At 57.7% G+C, this 16093-nt stretch carries 13 protein-coding genes; 2 read left to right on the top strand and 11 right to left on the bottom strand.

From position 1 onward, the window contains the following. Positions 1-3: 3 nt before the first annotated feature. The 6 genes from urtD to FPL22_RS15275 form a co-directional block, all read right to left on the bottom strand. Positions 4-774: an urea ABC transporter ATP-binding protein UrtD gene (urtD, locus tag FPL22_RS15300; RefSeq protein ID WP_144353857.1), complete on the bottom strand. Its 771-nt coding sequence runs from the start codon at positions 772-774 to the stop codon at positions 4-6. 6 nt (positions 775-780) lie between these two features. Then, entirely contained in the window at positions 781-1941 is a 1161-nt protein-coding gene (gene urtC / locus FPL22_RS15295; protein WP_144353856.1) for an urea ABC transporter permease subunit UrtC, read from the bottom strand. Between the two features lie 65 nt (positions 1942-2006). After that, positions 2007-3722, bottom strand: a complete 1716-nt coding sequence (gene urtB, locus FPL22_RS15290; protein WP_238991434.1) for an urea ABC transporter permease subunit UrtB — start codon at positions 3720-3722, stop codon at positions 2007-2009. A gap of 127 nt (positions 3723-3849) precedes the next feature. Continuing rightward, positions 3850-5109, bottom strand: coding sequence for an urea ABC transporter substrate-binding protein (urtA, locus tag FPL22_RS15285; protein ID WP_144353854.1), 1260 nt, complete (start codon positions 5107-5109; stop codon positions 3850-3852). A 197-nt stretch (positions 5110-5306) separates the two neighbouring features. Further along, positions 5307-6290, bottom strand: a complete 984-nt coding sequence (locus tag FPL22_RS15280) for an outer membrane beta-barrel protein (protein WP_162525330.1) — start codon at positions 6288-6290, stop codon at positions 5307-5309. Between the two features lie 258 nt (positions 6291-6548). Further along, positions 6549-7028 carry a phage regulatory CII family protein gene (locus FPL22_RS15275; RefSeq protein WP_144353851.1) on the bottom strand — a complete coding sequence of 160 codons (480 nt, stop codon included), beginning with the start codon at positions 7026-7028 and terminating at the stop codon, positions 6549-6551. 125 nt (positions 7029-7153) lie between these two features. On the opposite strand from FPL22_RS15275, the gene sucC reads away from it, so the two are divergent. Further along, complete coding sequence (gene sucC, locus FPL22_RS15270; protein WP_144353850.1) at positions 7154-8335, top strand: ADP-forming succinate--CoA ligase subunit beta; 1182 nt, start codon at positions 7154-7156, stop codon at positions 8333-8335. A gap of 44 nt (positions 8336-8379) precedes the next feature. Beyond that, positions 8380-9303, top strand: a complete 924-nt coding sequence (gene sucD / locus FPL22_RS15265; RefSeq protein ID WP_144353848.1) for a succinate--CoA ligase subunit alpha — start codon at positions 8380-8382, stop codon at positions 9301-9303. Positions 9304-9407: 104 nt separating this feature from the next. Here sucD and FPL22_RS15260 read toward each other — a convergent pair whose 3' ends face one another. The 5 genes from FPL22_RS15260 to bamA form a co-directional block, all read right to left on the bottom strand. Then, positions 9408-10841: a Do family serine endopeptidase gene (locus FPL22_RS15260; RefSeq protein ID WP_144353847.1), complete on the bottom strand. Its 1434-nt coding sequence runs from the start codon at positions 10839-10841 to the stop codon at positions 9408-9410. A 72-nt stretch (positions 10842-10913) separates the two neighbouring features. Continuing rightward, positions 10914-11861, bottom strand: a complete 948-nt coding sequence (locus tag FPL22_RS15255) for a ribose-phosphate diphosphokinase (protein WP_144353846.1) — start codon at positions 11859-11861, stop codon at positions 10914-10916. A 30-nt stretch (positions 11862-11891) separates the two neighbouring features. Next, the gene (lpxD, locus tag FPL22_RS15250; RefSeq protein ID WP_144353845.1) at positions 11892-12947 is read right to left on the bottom strand and encodes a UDP-3-O-(3-hydroxymyristoyl)glucosamine N-acyltransferase; all 1056 of its coding nucleotides are present in this window, start codon (positions 12945-12947) and stop codon (positions 11892-11894) included. 115 nt (positions 12948-13062) lie between these two features. Continuing rightward, positions 13063-13749, bottom strand: coding sequence for an OmpH/Skp family outer membrane protein (locus tag FPL22_RS15245; RefSeq protein WP_144353844.1), 687 nt, complete (start codon positions 13747-13749; stop codon positions 13063-13065). A 28-nt stretch (positions 13750-13777) separates the two neighbouring features. Next, entirely contained in the window at positions 13778-16078 is a 2301-nt protein-coding gene (gene bamA, locus FPL22_RS15240) for an outer membrane protein assembly factor BamA (RefSeq protein WP_238991433.1), read from the bottom strand. Between the last annotated feature and the right edge of the window lie 15 nt (positions 16079-16093).

The raw sequence follows: 16093 nt of genomic DNA, 5'->3' as shown, positions 1-16093 counted from the left end.
GTATTATTTTCCGCCGCTTTTTCCGCGGCCGAGATAGACTTCGCGGACTTTCGGATTGGATTGAACAGCATCGAATTTTCCTTCGCACAAGACACTACCTTGATGAAGGACCGTGACCTGGCCGTCACGGGCGATCTGCTTAACAAAAGTCATGTCATGCTCGATGACGACAATGCTGTGCTTGCCGGCGAGCGAAATGAGGAGTTCGCCGGTGCGATGCGTCTCCTCGTCGGTCATGCCCGCCGCGGGTTCGTCCACCAAGAGAATCTTGGGCTCTTGGGCGAGGAGCATGCCGATCTCGAGCCACTGCTTCTCTCCGTGGGCCAGCATACCGGCTTTCCAATCACGCTTGGTATCAAGACGGACCAACTTGAGCAATTCGTCGATACGATCGCGCTCGGTGGAGGAAAGGCGCTTGAAGATAGATGCGAACACGCCGCGCGAGCCGACGAGTGAGAGCACGATGTTGTTATAAACCGTGTGCTCGGTGAAAACCGAGGGCGTCTGGAACTTGCGGCCGATACCGAGACGGTTGATCTCGTATTCGTTCATCTTGGTGAGGTCGGTGTTCATGCCGAACTCGATCTTGCCCTTGTCGGGTTTGGCGCGACCGGTGATGAGATCGAAGAAGGTGGATTTACCGGCACCGTTCGGACCGATGACGGTGCGCAGTTCACCTTCGAAGAGATAGAAATTCAGGTCGGTGATGGCCTTGAAACCGTCGTAGGTCTTCGAGACGCCCTCGACCGTAAGCATGTATTTAGGCTGGGTCATGGCGTATCAGAGGGATGGAGTGGAAGCGGGTGTCACGTTGGGTTCTTGCGGAGGAGCGGCAGGTTTAGGCGGTTCGGGCTCCGCAGGCTTTTTATTGAACCGCTGCCAGAGTGCCTTGAGGCGTGCGGGAATGCTCACGATGCCGCCGGGCAACAAAAGCACGACGATGACAAACATACCGCCAAGGATAACGAGCCAGTAGTCGGGGGCCGCGCGGGAGGCCCAGCTCTTCAGCGAGTTGACACCAATAGCGCCGATGATCGGACCGATCAGCGTGGCTCGTCCGCCCACCGCGCACCAGACGACGGCTTCAAGGGACTTGTCCGGCGTCATCTCGGACGGGTTGATGATGCCAACCTGCGGAACGTAAAGCGCACCGCCAATGGAAGCGATCAGAGCGGCGATGAGGAAAATAAAGAGTTTAAAATGCGCAGTCGCATAGCCGCTGAAGAGCACACGATTTTCTCCGTCGCGGATGGCCTTCTGAACCAAGCCGAACTTCGTGTAGCTGAGCACGCGAAGTCCGACATAAACGATCAGCAGCACCACCGCCGTGGCAATAAACAGACCGCGTTGCGTGACGGCATCGCGCAGATCATAGCCGAGGATAAACTTGAAATCCGTGAAGCCGTTGTTGCCGCCCATCAGCATGTCGTTGCGGAAAAACATCAGCGACGCGCCATACGTGAGAGCCTGCGTAAGAATGGAGAAATAAACGCCCTTCACTCGCGACCGGAAAGCGAGGAAACCAAACACCAAAGCCAGAAGGCCCGGCAGGAGCAGGATCATCGCGGCGGCAAAAGGGAAACTCGAAAACGGAACCCAAAATTTCGGGAGATCCGTCCAACCGAGGAACACGAGGAAGTCGGGAATCGGTTTCTTGTATTGGCCGAGCTCACCGATCATGCGCATGAGATACATGCCCATCATGTAACCGCCCAAACTGAAGAAGAGCGCCTGGCCAAGACTGAGCAGGCCGGTGTAACCCCAGAGCAAATCGACTGAGATCGCGAGGAGCGCGTAGCAGAGGTATTTGCCCCAAAGATTAATCGTGAAGTTGCTGACCATGCCGTGGGCATTGAGCAGCGGGAAGATCACGATGAAAAACAACGCGATCACGCCGACGGCGATCAGCTCGATTTTGTGGCGGGTGGAAAGTGAAGGCATGCGAAAGAGGAAGCGCTAAACGGAAGTCGATGGTCGAAATACAGGCGGGTTGCGGACTGGCGTGATCAATCGTCGAGATTGCGGCTTCGGGTCACAAACAGACCCGATGGACGCCATTGCAGGAACAGAATGATCGCCACGAGCACGAGAATCTTGCCGAGCACGGGATTGAGCAAAATCTGCTGCAACGACTGATCGACCAGACCGATGCCAAGCGCGCTATAGATCGTGCCGGCGAGATTGCCCACGCCGCCCACCACGACCGTCATAAAACAGTCGACGATGTAGTTCTGGCCAAGCGATGGACCGACGTTGCCAATCTGGCTGATGAACGCTCCGGCGAGGCCGGCGAGACCACTGCCCAGACCGAAGGTAAGCATGTTCACACGTTCTGTGCGCACGCCCATACAGGAAGCCATACCGCGGTTCTGCATCACCGAACGGATCAGCAAACCTAGGGGCGTCTTGGTGAGAATCAACCACACGCCGAATACGATCAGTCCGGCGAAACCGATCACGAACACGCGATTCCAGCCGAAGATAATATCGTTAACAGTCCAGTTGCCGCTCAAGTAGCTCGGGCTGCTGACCTGCACATTATTCGAGCCAAACATAAGCTTGAGACCTTGCTGGAGCAGGAGCGAAACACCCCATGTTGCGAGCAAGCTTTCCAGCGGGCGGCGGTAAAGAAAACGAATGATGCTGCGTTCAAGGCCGATCCCGACCACCGCGGCCGTCAGAAAACTCAACGGCAGCGCGAACAGAAAGTAGGTCTGATAAAAAGCCCCCGTCGTATTCATGCCCGGTATCGCGAGGCTGAATCCGAAAAATGGAATCGTGATACCGGCGCCAAAAATATTTTCGACGAGGTAAGTGGTGTAGGCACCGATCGCGATCATCTCACCGTGCGCCATGTTGATGACACCCATCAGGCCGAAGGTAATCGCGAGGCCGATGGCCACGATCAACAGAATGCTTCCCAAGCTGAGTCCCCGGAAAAGAGTGCCAAAAAAGTTGATGTTGGACTTGTGATTGTCGATCGCGACGAGCGCCGCCTTGGCCTCGGTCGCGAGCTCGGTGGATTTTGCCGCGTCGGCCTCGCGCATGGCCGTGCGGATCAAATCGTAGCTGGAAAGCGAATGGAGTTCCTTAAGCTCCTTGACCGCCGCCAGCTTCACCGCGTCGCTCGGATCCTTGAGTTGCGTGACCGCAATGGCTTCGCGCAGCGCACGGCGCACTTTTGAATTTTCCTCGATGGCGAGGCGTTTTTGAAACGCAGGGATCTTATCCGTCTCCTGCGCAAAGCCGATAGTCTGGATCGCCTGGAGGCGCTTCTTGGCGTCGGGAGATCCGATATCGATCAGATCAAGCACGCCCTTCATCGCACGCCGGAGCATGGACGTATGCTCTACTGCGTTGAGATCGCCCGCCACGAGATGGACCGGTTTGCCCTCGGCATCCACCAGCGGAGCACCGGTATCAACGCGAACCGCGGCACGGGCATCATCGGCATCCTTTTCACCAGTCAATTGAACCGGCACCGGAGTGGCGCCAGACGGTTCATAAAGATACAGGCCGTCTTCGCGCCATGCGATCAACAGCGGCTTGATCGATTCATCGACCTCCCCGGCAAGGGAAGTGATCAACTCGATCTTGCGGGCGTCGTTATCGGCCAGCATCGCCTCCACCAACGTGGCGCGTGGTTCTGCGGCCGAGAGAGAGCTGCTGGCAGCAAGCCAGAGCGTAAGAGTGGTGAAAATCAGCCGGATGTAAGTGCGCACGGAATCGATAAATAAGAGGGCCTGCGGGCCAAAAAAAAGAGCGGCTCCTGTGAAGGAGCCGCTCCTCCCGTATGAACGGGACTGCTAGCAAGGCCTGTGCCTGATGGCACAAACCGATTGGCTAATTTTACTCAGCCTTGAATTTACCGAGGAGCCAGGGCTCGCCGTAAACATCTTTGAACTCCTTGAGGATCTTGAACTGACCCTTGGCGGTGGTTTCACCGATGAACACGTTCTTGGTGAGATGCATGTTCTTCTGGGTGGTGACCTTGCCACCAGGACCATCGAAGGACAGGCCTGACTGGAGGGCGGCGCGCACGGCGTCGACATCGAAGGAACCAGCCTTCTCAACAGCGGCTTTCCAGAGGTAAACACCGTCGTAGCTGAGCACCATCGGCGAGCAGGTGACGCGGCCTTCCTTGACGATGCCAGGGACGGTCGTGGTCTTGAGCCATTTCTGGAAGTTCTTCACGAATTCCTTGTTGGCGTCGCTCTTGATTGACTGGAAGTAGGTCCAGCAGCCGAGCTGACCCACGAGTTGCTTGGCAGGGAGACCGCGGAATTCGTCCTCGGAGATCGAGAAGGAAACGACGGGGGCGATTTCGGCGGTGAGGCCGGCAGCAGCGTATTCCTTGAAGAAAGGAACGTTGGTGTCACCGTTCAGCGTGGAAACAACAGCGGTTTTGCCGCCAGCGGAGAACTGTTTGATTTCGGAAACGATCTGCTGGTAGTCGGTGTGACCGAAGGGAGTGTATTTACCAGCGGAGATGATCTTGCCGGACTCATCCTTCTTGAAACCGCCACCGATGTTCTCGATGGGGACCTTCTTGCTGAGGAGATATTCCAGCAGCACGAGGTTGGTTGTTTGAGGATAAACGTAGTCGGTGCCGATCAGGTAGAACTTGGTGTAGCCCTGCTCGAGGAGATAATCGATGGCCGGGGTGGCCTGCTGATTAACGGCTTCGGCGGTGTAGAACACATTCTTGGACTCTTCCTGGCCCTCGTATTGCACGGGGTAGAAAAGGAGACCGTTGTTCTTTTCGTAAACGGGAAGAACGGACTTGCGGGAAACCGAGGTCCAGCAACCGAAGGTCACGGCGACCTTGTCTTCTTCGAGGAGCTGCTTGGCTTTTTCAGCGAAGAGCGGCCAGTTGGAGGCACCATCAACGACGACCGGTTCAATTTTCTTACCGAGAACGCCGCCCTTGGCGTTGATCTCATCGAAGGTAAACAGCAGCACGTCGCGCAGCGAGGTTTCGCTGATCGCCATCGTGCCGGAAAGGGAGTGGAGAACACCGACTTTGACGGTATCCGCGGCACGGGCTGAGCCAATCATCGTGCCGAGCGCGAGCGCACCGGCAGTCATCAACTGAGTTACTTTGAACATGTGTTTGGGACTTGGTTAATTTTAAACCCTCTGGTCGCTAAAACGGCGACAGATGGGGTGACATCCCAATAGCACCCGCTTTGCCAACTTGAGGAAAAAATGTATAGTCGTCCTATTCAGGCACAAAAAAGGCCGGGGCGATTAGGCCCCGGCCCTAGCAATGAGTAGAATTCCGATTTTTTGGTTAGACCAAAAAATTAGAACTTGAACAAACCTTGGATGGCGTAGGTGAACACGTCGCCAGCGCCATTGTTGAAGTCGGTCTTGGTGACTTCGCCCTTAACCGCGAAGTTCTCGGTGATGGTGTAGGTCGAAGCAACACCGTAGCCGAGACCGTCGCCGGCCTTCGTGTCCTGAGCGGTCACGCGACCGGAAACAGAAACGGAGTCATTGACGACATAGGTGCCCTGAAGGAGCCAGGAGTTGGTGACGTCACCCGCGAAAACAGCGGCGGTGGAGTCATCAGTCTTGGCGTATTCGAGCGCGAGGGAGAACTTCTCGGTGAACGCGTAGCTGGCCCAAGCGTTGTAGGTCGAGAGGTCGCCACCATCGAGGTCACCGAAGCCGGCGCCTGCGAACAGGGTGAGCTTGTCGATGCCGGAGTAGAGGACGTAGGCTTCGTAACCGAGGTTGTCGGAGAAGTCGCCGTCGCCCTGGTAGAAGCCGTCGCCGGCGGTCAGGGAGTCACGAACGGAAACGCCAGCGGACAGGGTGTCCGTGATGTATTCAACCTTGGCGCCAGTCGCGTAGTTGGCGACGTAGCCAGAGAGGCCGTAGCTGATGAAAGCGTTGTTCGGCGAGTCGAAGGACTCGTAGCCGAGCCAGCTGTTGAACTTACCACCGGTGATAGCGAGGGAGCCAGCGGTGTAGGTAAGGTAAGCATCGAGGAGGCCGCCCGACTCGTTGCTGGTGTTGTTCACGCTCTGGAGGAGAACGCTGACTTTGCCGCTGAAGTCACCGTAGGTGCCGTTGACGGCAACTTTGACGGAGTCGAACAGGCGGCTGCCGCTGTCAAGGAAGGTGTCGTTCGTGGTCTGGCCCGGAGCGGCAGCACCCTCGACGGACGAGTAGGAGCCGATGGCGTAACCATCGAGCGAAAGGTTTTCGTTAATCTTAACTTCCGCCTGAGCGACGGATGCGAGCGCCACGATGGACGCCAAACCAGTGAGTTTTTTGATCATTGCTTGTGTTTGTTGATGTGTAGGTCGGCAAGGGCCTCGCATGGGTTTTATTCATACAAGGCACTCCCGGCACCGACTTCAGCAACTTGCCTGCCAATTCTGCAAGCTCCAATTAACATCACCCCGCCCACGCGCCTGCCCGTTTACGGCTCAAAACACTGGTTTCTGTAGGTAAATCGACAGGTGGACCTACGCCTATCACGCACCCTTATGATGAATTTTCATCCTAATCTTATCCCAATTTTAACCTAAAACCGCTCAGGACTGATTGTTTTCGAGCTCATTTTTGAGCGCGGAGAAGTTCCCCAGCTCGGAAGCGTGAACAAAACCCTCCGTCACGCTTTTCAGCTCTTCCCAGCGGCGGCGGATCTGCTTCGCCTCGTCTTTGGTGATTTTGCTGTCGGAGGATGCCACGGCGATCACCGCCAGCATATCGGCGAACTCCTGCACGATTTCGTTCGCGATCGGAATTAACTGAAACGGATGCGGTTTGGGCGCCGGATTGGCGATAAAGAAGCCTCCGGCCCGTTCGCAGACCCATTGGGCGATGCGGCGATCACCGGTGCTCTTCAACAACTGATCGATACGGTCCAGCGGGTTGCTCGCGCCACTGCCGGCGTCGTCAGCCGGCGACTCCGTCCATTTGTAAATTAACGAAAGCGACAGCCCCATGTCGGCGGCGATCTGTTTGGCGCTCGTTTGCTTCAAGACCTCCTTCAGGACCTCGTGCGATTGCATGGCGGCGGAGCGTGCCTCCGCATTAGACAAACGCAACTCCGCACACATTTCGCCTTACATAAACCGCGTAGCGCCGGTTTTTTCGTGCCATCCCCTGCCCCATTGTGGCAACTCTTGGGTTCCACATGAACATCCACGAGTATCAGGCCAAGGCGCTCTTCGAAAAATTCGGAGTTTCCGTCCCCCAAGGTGTAGCCGCCAAATCCCCAGCCGAATTCGAGTCCGCGCTTGCGCAGCTCCCCGACGCACCCGTTGTGGTGAAGTCGCAGATCCACGCCGGTGGGCGCGGCAAGGGCACCTTTACCGACGGCTTCAAGGGCGGCGTCAAATTCGCCAAGACCAAGGCCGACGCCCTCGATTACGCGAAGAAGATGTTCAACAACACGCTCGTTACCATCCAGACCGGCCCCGCCGGCCGCAAGGTGCAGACGATCTACTTCACCCACGCCAGCGACATCAAAAAGGAATACTACCTCGCCATCCTCCTTGATCGCGCCACCTCGAAGCCCGTGATCGTCGCCTCCACTGAAGGCGGCGTGGACATCGAAACCGTCGCCCACGACACCCCCGAGAAGATCTTCAAGATCCTCATCGATCCCGCTTACGGCATCGCCGACTTCCAGGTCCGCGAACTCATCTTCAAACTCGGCCTCAATGCCGTCGAGTCCAAGAACGCCGCCAAGCTCATTCGTAATCTCTATACGTTCTTCTGGGAAACCGACGCCGCCATGGTCGAGGTCAACCCGCTCATCACCACCCCCGACGACCGCGTCCTCGCGCTCGATGCCAAGGTCTCCTTCGATTCCAACGCCCTTTTCCGCCACCCCGAGATCGTCGCCCTCCGCGACTTGAACGAGGAAGACCCGAAGGAAATCGAGGCCTCCAAATACGACCTCGCCTACATCGCCCTCGACGGAAACATCGCTTGCTTGGTCAACGGTGCCGGCCTCGCGATGTCCACGATGGACATCATCAAACACTACGGCGGCAACCCCGCGAACTTCCTCGATGTCGGCGGCGGCGCCTCCAAGGAAAAGGTCGTGGCGGCCTTCAAGATCATCCTCGGCGATGCCAACGTGAAGGGCATCTTCGTTAATATCTTCGGCGGTATCATGGACTGTAACGTGATCGCCGAGGGCATCGTCGAAGCCGTCAAGGAAGTCGGCCTCAAGCTCCCCCTCGTCGTCCGCCTCGAAGGCAACAACGTCGCCAAGGGCAAGGAAACCCTCGCCAAGTCCGGCCTCGCGCTGGTCTCCGGCGACACCATGGCCGACGCTGCTCAGAAGATCGTCAAACTCGTCGCCTGAACCGCTCAGGGAAAATCATAAATCCAAAATAGATCCTACATCCCATGAGCATTCTCATCACTCCCGAAACCAAGATCATGATCCAGGGCATCACAGGTGCCTTCGGCGGCAAACATGCCCAGCTGTCCATCGACTATGGCACGCAGGTCGTCGCTGGCGTCACGCCCGGCAAGGGCGGTCAGTTCTTCGAACACAACGGCGTCAAGGTTCCGATCTTCAACACCGTCGTCGATGCCGCCAAAGCCACCGGCGCCACCGTCTCCACGATCTTCGTGCCGCCGCCCTTCGCGGGCGACGCCATCCTCGAATGCGTTGACGCCGGTCTCGACCTCGCCGTCTGCATCACCGAGGGCATTCCGATCAAGGACATGATCCGCGTGAAGCGCGCCATGTCAGGCGCCAAGACCCGCCTCATCGGCCCCAACTGCCCCGGTCTCGTGACCCCCGGCACCGGCGAAGGATCCAAGGGCGGCTGCCGCATCGGCATCGCTCCCGGCTACATCCACAAGAAGGGCCACGTCGGCGTCGTCTCGCGCTCCGGCACCCTCACCTACGAAGCGGTTTTCCAAATCACCTCCAAGGGCCTCGGCCAGTCCACCTCCGTCGGCATCGGCGGCGACCCGGTCAACGGCACCAGCCACCTCGACGTCATCAAGCTGTTCAACGCAGACCCCGACACCAAGGGCATCATCCTCATCGGTGAAATCGGCGGCAACGCCGAGGTCGAGGCCGCCCGCTGGATCAAGGCCAACTGCACGAAGCCCGTCGCCGGTTTCATCGCCGGTGCCACCGCTCCCGCCGGTCGCCGCATGGGTCACGCCGGCGCCATCGTCGGTGGCCACGAGGACACCGCCGAAGCCAAGATCGCCGTCTTCAAAGAGTGCGGCATCGAGGTCGCCGAAACGCCCTCCGACATGGCTGACGCCCTCCTCCGCGCCGCCAAGGCCAAGGGTGTGTCGCTGAACTAAAAGAACTGCCGGCATTCATCGGTCCTCGACCGACAACAAAAGGCCGCGCTTTTCAGCGCGGCCTTTTTGTTGCTCATCGGACAACGCGCGTCCGGCTCGTCCGTTTATTTCTTCACGTTGATCGTCACGTAACGCAGCACGCCGCGATATTGAACGAGCAGCGCATTCAGGCCCGGCTTGATCGCCGCAGCGGCACTTTGCACATCGGTCACCGGCTTGCGGTTGATCTCCACGATCAACAGGCCCGGCACGAGAATTTCCGCATACGGTGAATTGTCGTCGATCGCCGTGATCACGACGCCGGTCTCCACACGGCGATCGAGTTTGAACTGGTTTCGAAGTTCATCATCGAGGGTCTTCACCGTGACGCCCGGAATGATCTCATTGGAAGTTCCGGCCTGCTCGTCGAGACTGCCCAATTTGACCTTGAAGCCCTTCTCCTTGCCGTCGCGGAGAACCGTGACGCCGACCTCGGTGCCGGGCACGATCTGCGAGACATTGAGACGCAGCGTGAGCTGAGAATCCACCACGCGATTATCCACTTTCGTGATGATGTCATTGCGCTTCAGACCGGCGGCGGCGGCCGGCGAATCTTTGACGACATCACTGATCGCGACGCCCTTGGTCGTGGCCGGCACGCCGAGACTTTCAGCGAGCTTCGGATCGAGGTTTTGTCCAGCGACTCCGAGGTAGCCGCGCTGCACTTTTCCGGTCGCGATGAGGCTGTTCAAAATGGAAACCGCGAGGTTAGTCGGCACCGCAAAACCGATGCCGATGCTGCCGCCGCTCGACGACAGAATCGCGCTGTTCAAGCCGACGAGACGGCCTTTCGCATCCACCAGCGCGCCGCCGGAGTTGCCTTGATTGATCGATGCATCCGTCTGGATAAAGTTTTCGTAGCCGCCGATCTGATCATTGGCGAGGATGCCCACATCGTTGCGGCCCGTGGCGGAAACGATGCCCATCGTCACCGTCTGGCCGACGCCGAGCGGATTACCCACCGCGAAGACAATGTCGCCCACACGCAGCTTGTCGCTGTCGGCCAGTGAAAGCACCGGCAGTCCCTCGCTTTCAATTTTAATGACGGCGACGTCGGTTTTCTCATCGGTGCCAATCACCCGCGCAACGAACTCGCGACCATCGGCCAGCAAGACCTTGAGCTCATCGGCATCGGCCACGACATGGTTGTTGGTGAGGATGTATCCATTTGGTGATACAATCACACCAGAGCCGAGGCCCTTCTGCTTCGACTCGCGCTCGGATGGAACCTGATTGCCAAAAAACTGCCGCAGCATCGGGTCGATGCGCACGCGCTCACGAATGGTCTTGGTGGAGTAAACCGAGACCACCGCCTTCTGCACGGGCTCCACCACATCAGCATAACTGGTCACCAGGCGACCGCCGCCATCGCCTATCGCTGAACTGTCGAACTTGATGTCGGGCTTGGGCGCGGAGGGTTTTTCCTGCGCGCTAGCGATGGAGAACAACGAGACCGCCAGCGAGGCGGCCACGGCACGGGATAAAAACTTGGTTTTCATGGACGGCTTCAGGACAGAACCTGACAGTGAAATGTTCCACCGCAAACCGTCTTCCACCACCGTCCCGCCCGCTTAGAAGCCCTTGATCTTAAACAGGCTCGTGACGCTCTCGTTGTTATTGATGCGCACGATGGCATCGGCCATGAGGCTGGCGATGCTGAGAACTTTAATAGGCAGTCCGCGCGTATCAACCGGCACGGAATTGGTGGTGATGAGCTCGTCGATATGGCCGAGCGCGAGACGCTCGTATGCAATCGGACTGAGCAAGGCGTGGCTGACGGCGGCGCGAACGCTCAGGGCGCCACTGTCGCGCATAATCTTGGCGGCATTTGCGAGGGTGCCCGCGGTCTCGGTGATATCATCCACGAGCAGCACGTCCTTGCCGGCGACATCGCCCACGACGTTGACCGTCTCGACGGTCGTGGCGTTGGTGCGTTTCTTCCAGACCATACCCAGTTGCGCACCGAGGATACCGGCGTAAGCAGCGGCCATTTTCATGCCACCGACATCGGGGGAAACGACGACCATGTTGTCGCCCTTGAACTGCTCGAGATACTTGAAAAAGACCGGCGAGGCAAAAAGGTGATCAACCGGAATATCGAAGAAACCCTGAATCTGCTGCGAGTGCAGATCCATCGTGAGGATACGGTTCGCGCCGGCGGCGACGAGAAGGTTGGCGACGAGCTTGGCAGTGATGGGCACGCGCGGCTGGTCTTTACGATCCTGACGGGCGTAGCCATAGAAAGGCATGACGGCCGTGATGCGGTGGGCCGAGGCGCGCTTGGCCGCGTCGATCATGATGAGCAACTCCATCAATGACTGGTTCGTCGGCGTGCAGGTCGGCTGGATGATGTAAACATCATGGCCACGCACGTTCTCGTTGATTTTCACGAAGGACTCGCCATCGGGAAAACTGGTCACCGTGGCTTCGCCCAGCGGCATTCCGATGTGCTGGCAGATCTCCTCGGCGAGAGGACGATTGGAGTTACCGGAGAAAACTTTCAGGCGAGGCGCGGTCATGTGGTGAAGGTGACAACCGTGTCAGGAATGTTACGCGGCGGAAGACTTTTTTAGCTCTTCCGCAACAGTCTCGAGCGCATCGACCCGTTTGAACAGGTCCGGGAGCTTTTTCTTCAGCACATTGAAGCGCTGCTCGAGATTATAAGGCATGCAGGGCGAACCCTTGACGAAGCTGCCCGGCGCGAGGTCGGAATTGACGCCCGTCTGCCCGTCGACCTTTGAGCCTTTGCCGATGGTGAGATGGCCGGCGATACCCGCCTGTCCACCCAAGACCACATAATCCTCGATGGTCGTGCTGCCGGAGACGCCGGCTTGGGCACAGATCAGACAGTGTTTGCCAATCACGACATTGTGGCCGATTTGCACCAGATTATCGATTTTCGTGCCTTCGCCGATCACAGTGCGACTGAAGCGGGCGCGATCGAGCGTGCTGTTGGCGCCAATTTCAACGTCGTTTTCGAGCACCACGTTGCCGACTTGCGGGACCTTCTCGTGCCGGCCCTGCATAAATTCGTAACCAAATCCATCGGATCCGATGATCACGCCGACCTGCAGACGGACCCGGTCTTTAATGACACACTCCGTAGAAACACTCACCCGAGGCATCAGCCAGCAATCAGCACCGATACGTGCATTCCGTCCGATAAACGCCTGGGCCTGCACATGTGTGCGCGCACCGATGACCACACCCTCCTCGATCACGCACATCGGACCGATCGTGGCCGAAGCGTCAATGTGCGCATCCGCAGCGATAACGGCGGTCGGATGAATTCCCGGAGCCGGCTTGGGCCAAAGCAATTGCTCGATACGCGCACACAAGCGGGCCAGCGCAACCGAGGGTTTTTCAACAAACAGGAACTGCTGGTCGGGCGCGGGTTCGCCCGTGTAATCCGGAGGCAGCAATACGATCGACGCCGTGGTCGCGGCCACCTCGGTCTTGTATTTGGGGTTACCCAAAAACGAAAGATCGCCCGGTCGCGCCGAGCTCAATGAAGCGATACCCTGCACGGTAGCAGAGGTGGATCCTTTGGATGAAAGAGGCTGAACGATGACCGCAATCTCGGCGGCACTGAAAGCGAGCTGCATACTTCAAAAACGTGGGCCGCGGCCGGAACCATGGCAATGGCTGACCGATCCACGCACAAAAAAACCCCGCTCTTGTGAGCGGGGTTTACACAAACCGGAGTTAACCAGCTTTGGATTACTTCTTGGCGCCGGGGAAGGACACCGAAGGAGCCTCGCTCGAAGCGGGCTTGGCGGCAGGAGCCGACGTCGACGTGGAAGTCGAGGTCGAGGCGGACACGGAGCCGGCCGGACGCTCTTTATTGATCTCCTTGGCGACATCCTCGGTGATATCATAACCAGCATCGAAATAGAGAACGCTGGGAACGCCGATCAAGGTCGGACCTGACTTGTCGAGCAACAGGGTGGCACCCTTTTTCTTGGCGATATCAATGGCGATCTTGCTGATTTCCTCGAGGAGGAACTGCTTGAAGTTGTTGATGCGCTGCTGAAGGGAACGTTGGGTGTTGGCGCGGAACTGATTCACATCGTTCTGCTTGCGCTGAATTTCCTGGCCCTTGGCCTCTAGGTCAGCCTGGGACTTGGCCTTGGCATCGCTGGAGAGCGCGGGGTTGTTGACCTGCTCTTTGAGGTCATTGAACTGCTTCACCAAGGAGTTGCCTTCGGCGTTGAGCTTCTGGAGTTCTTCTTCGGCCTTGGCTTGGTCGGCCTTCAACTTGCCGTTTTGCTCTTCGGTCTTGAAGTGGCCGTCATAGAGCTTGGCCATGTCGACGATCAGGACTTTCGGCGCGGGCTGGGCTTGGGCAGCAACGGCGAAAAGGCCGGCAAAAGCGACGGCGATAAGGGATTTAAGTGAGGTTTTCATAGGGATGATTGAATATGAGAGTGTTAAATCAGAAACGTGTTCCAAAAGAGAAGTTAAACTGACCGCCTTGGTCGTTCACCTTGTCAGTGGTAATCGGGATACCGTAGTCGAGGCTCAGGGGAGCGCCGGCGATGAGAAGTCGAAGACCAAAGCCAAAGTTATCGTTATATTGACTGGGGCTAAATTCATACGAACCGCTGTTTACAAAGCCGGCGTCGTAGAAAAAGGCAAAGCGGAGAGGCTCCACGATATCGAGCGAGTATTCGATACTGAGGAATCCGTAAGTATTGCCGCCCACGGGAACGTTGTCACCGGCCACTGATACCTTGGGGCCGACATCACGATACTCGAAACCACGGAGGGTGTAAGGTCCGCCCAAATAGAAGCGGTCATAGAACGGCACCTGTGCCGTGTCGCCGAAGGAGTTCAGCACGCCGGTGCGTCCGATGAAGGAGACAACTTGGTTCTGCGTTTCGAACAACTGGAAGAACTGCGAGCCCTTGGCCTCAAGGCGGTAGTAATCGGCATCACCACCGAGCGAGCTGCTGGTGAGTTCCGTAGTCAGCTCGATACGATTGCCACGCGTGGTGTTAACCAGCTTGTCGCGGGTGTCGCGCAGGAGCTGGAAACCGACCTTCGAAAGCGCGGTGGTTTCCTCGGGGTAAACAACGGTGTAGCCGGGCGTGACGTCTTGAATATCGACGATTTCGTAACCGTAGGAAAGACGGCCTTCGACCAACTCGAACAGGCGCTTGCGAAGATAGACTTCGGCACCCGTGCGGATTTCCGAGTAGAAGGAGCTGTTGTAGTCGGATTCCGAGCGGAAGATCGTGAAGCCGAGCGCGAGTTGCTGCTCGAACAACCAAGGCTCTTCGAACGAGAGAATCGCCTCGCTGGAACGGGAGCCCACCTGCAGTCGGAGACGGAATTTCTGACCGTCGCCCTGGAACATCGAGCGGCGGTTGAAGAGGTCGAAGTTGGACTGGGTGAGTTCGGCGAACACCACCGCGCGCTCCAGCGAGCTGAAGCCGGCGCCAAAGGTTAGATTGCCGGTGCGGCCTTCGCGGACGGCGATCTTCAGGTTTTTACGCCCAGGGATCGAGGTCGTCTCAGGGGTGGTGTTCACCTCTTCGAAGAAGCGCGTGTTATCAAGACGCTGCTTGGAGGTCTTCATGCGCACGGAGTCGAACACTTCGCCCGGCCCGAGGGCCAACTCACGCAGGATCACGATGCTCTTGGTCTTCGTGTTGCCTTCAACGCGGATGGATTCGACGTAGAACTTATCGCTTTCCTTGATGCGGTATTCGATGTCGATGGCGCCGGTCGCGAGATTGGGCTTACGCACCAACTGGACGCGGGTTTCGATGTAGCCGTCCTTGCCGTAGGAATCCTCGAGAGCGGTGACATCCTTATCGATCAAGGAAGGCGCGAAGATCGTGCCGGTGATCTGCTTCAAGGCGGCGCGAAGTTTTTCCGTTTCGATGATCGTATTTCCGGTGATGGAAATTTCGCCGACTTTGTATTGGCGGCCTTCGTTGATATGAATGGTCAGGACCAGCTTGCGGCTGCTCGGATATTTATACTCGACCTTGTCGGAGGGCACTTCGACATCGAGGTAACCGAGCTCGCGGTAGTAATCGCGGAGCTTGTCCAAGTCGTCCTGGAATTGATCGTCCTTGAAGCGGCCCGAACCGGTGATCCACGAGAAGATATTCCACTTCTTCGTTTCCATGACTTTGCGGAGCTTGCCCTTCTTGGCGTGCTCGTTGCCAACGAAGTTGACGCGGGAGATCTTCACCTTGGCGCCTTCGCTGATCTTGAAGATCACGTTGCCGAAGCCGGTGGCGCGGTTGCGCTCGATGTTGTAACTGACCTGGACCTGATTGTAGCCGGACTTCTGGTAATACTCGCGGATCTTGGTGACGTCTTCCTTCACCTGACGCTCGTCGAGTGCAGAATTGGGCTTCGTTTTGATTTCCTTGTCGAGACGGCGGCTCTTCACCTTGACGTTGCCATCATACCGGACGCTCAACACACGGAACTTGGGGGTGAGCTCGAAGACCAGATTGACGATGCGGTCGGGACGCACATCGCGCTTCACCTCGATGAACTCGAAGAGGCCGGTTTTATAAAGGGAGCGAATGTCCTGGTCGATCAGCGAGTCGTCGAGATCGATGCCCTCGCGCACCTGCATGTTGGCGCGGACGACCTGTTCGTTCACGTTGGCGGCGCCGACAAATTTGAGGTCAAGCGAGCCCACTTTGTAGACGGGGGCAGCGACCTGCGCCCACGCCGCTCCGCCCGTCACGACGAGCAATGCAATAACCAAGACGAGGCGAACGAC

Source organism: Rariglobus hedericola (genome assembly GCF_007559335.1).
Lineage (GTDB): Bacteria > Verrucomicrobiota > Verrucomicrobiia > Opitutales > Opitutaceae > Rariglobus > Rariglobus hedericola.
Note: the sequence above shows the minus strand (reverse complement) of the source record. Positions and strands in the feature narration are given on the sequence as shown.

Excerpts from the sequence above, each read along its gene's own strand:
- FPL22_RS15245 (WP_144353844.1), bottom strand. The coding sequence starts at position 13,749 with ATGAAAACCTCACTTAAATCCCTTATCGCCGTCGCTTTTGCCGGCCTT.
- FPL22_RS15255 (WP_144353846.1), bottom strand. The coding sequence starts at position 11,861 with ATGACCGCGCCTCGCCTGAAAGTTTTCTCCGGTAACTCCAATCGTCCT.
- FPL22_RS15280 (WP_162525330.1), bottom strand. The coding sequence starts at position 6,290 with ATGATCAAAAAACTCACTGGTTTGGCGTCCATCGTGGCGCTCGCATCC.
- urtA (WP_144353854.1), bottom strand. The coding sequence starts at position 5,109 with ATGTTCAAAGTAACTCAGTTGATGACTGCCGGTGCGCTCGCGCTCGGC.
- sucC (WP_144353850.1), top strand. The coding sequence starts at position 7,154 with ATGAACATCCACGAGTATCAGGCCAAGGCGCTCTTCGAAAAATTCGGA.
- urtC (WP_144353856.1), bottom strand. The coding sequence starts at position 1,941 with ATGCCTTCACTTTCCACCCGCCACAAAATCGAGCTGATCGCCGTCGGC.
- urtD (WP_144353857.1), bottom strand. The coding sequence starts at position 774 with ATGACCCAGCCTAAATACATGCTTACGGTCGAGGGCGTCTCGAAGACC.
- FPL22_RS15260 (WP_144353847.1), bottom strand. The coding sequence starts at position 10,841 with ATGAAAACCAAGTTTTTATCCCGTGCCGTGGCCGCCTCGCTGGCGGTC.
- sucD (WP_144353848.1), top strand. The coding sequence starts at position 8,380 with ATGAGCATTCTCATCACTCCCGAAACCAAGATCATGATCCAGGGCATC.
- lpxD (WP_144353845.1), bottom strand. The coding sequence starts at position 12,947 with ATGCAGCTCGCTTTCAGTGCCGCCGAGATTGCGGTCATCGTTCAGCCT.
- FPL22_RS15275 (WP_144353851.1), bottom strand. The coding sequence starts at position 7,028 with ATGCAATCGCACGAGGTCCTGAAGGAGGTCTTGAAGCAAACGAGCGCC.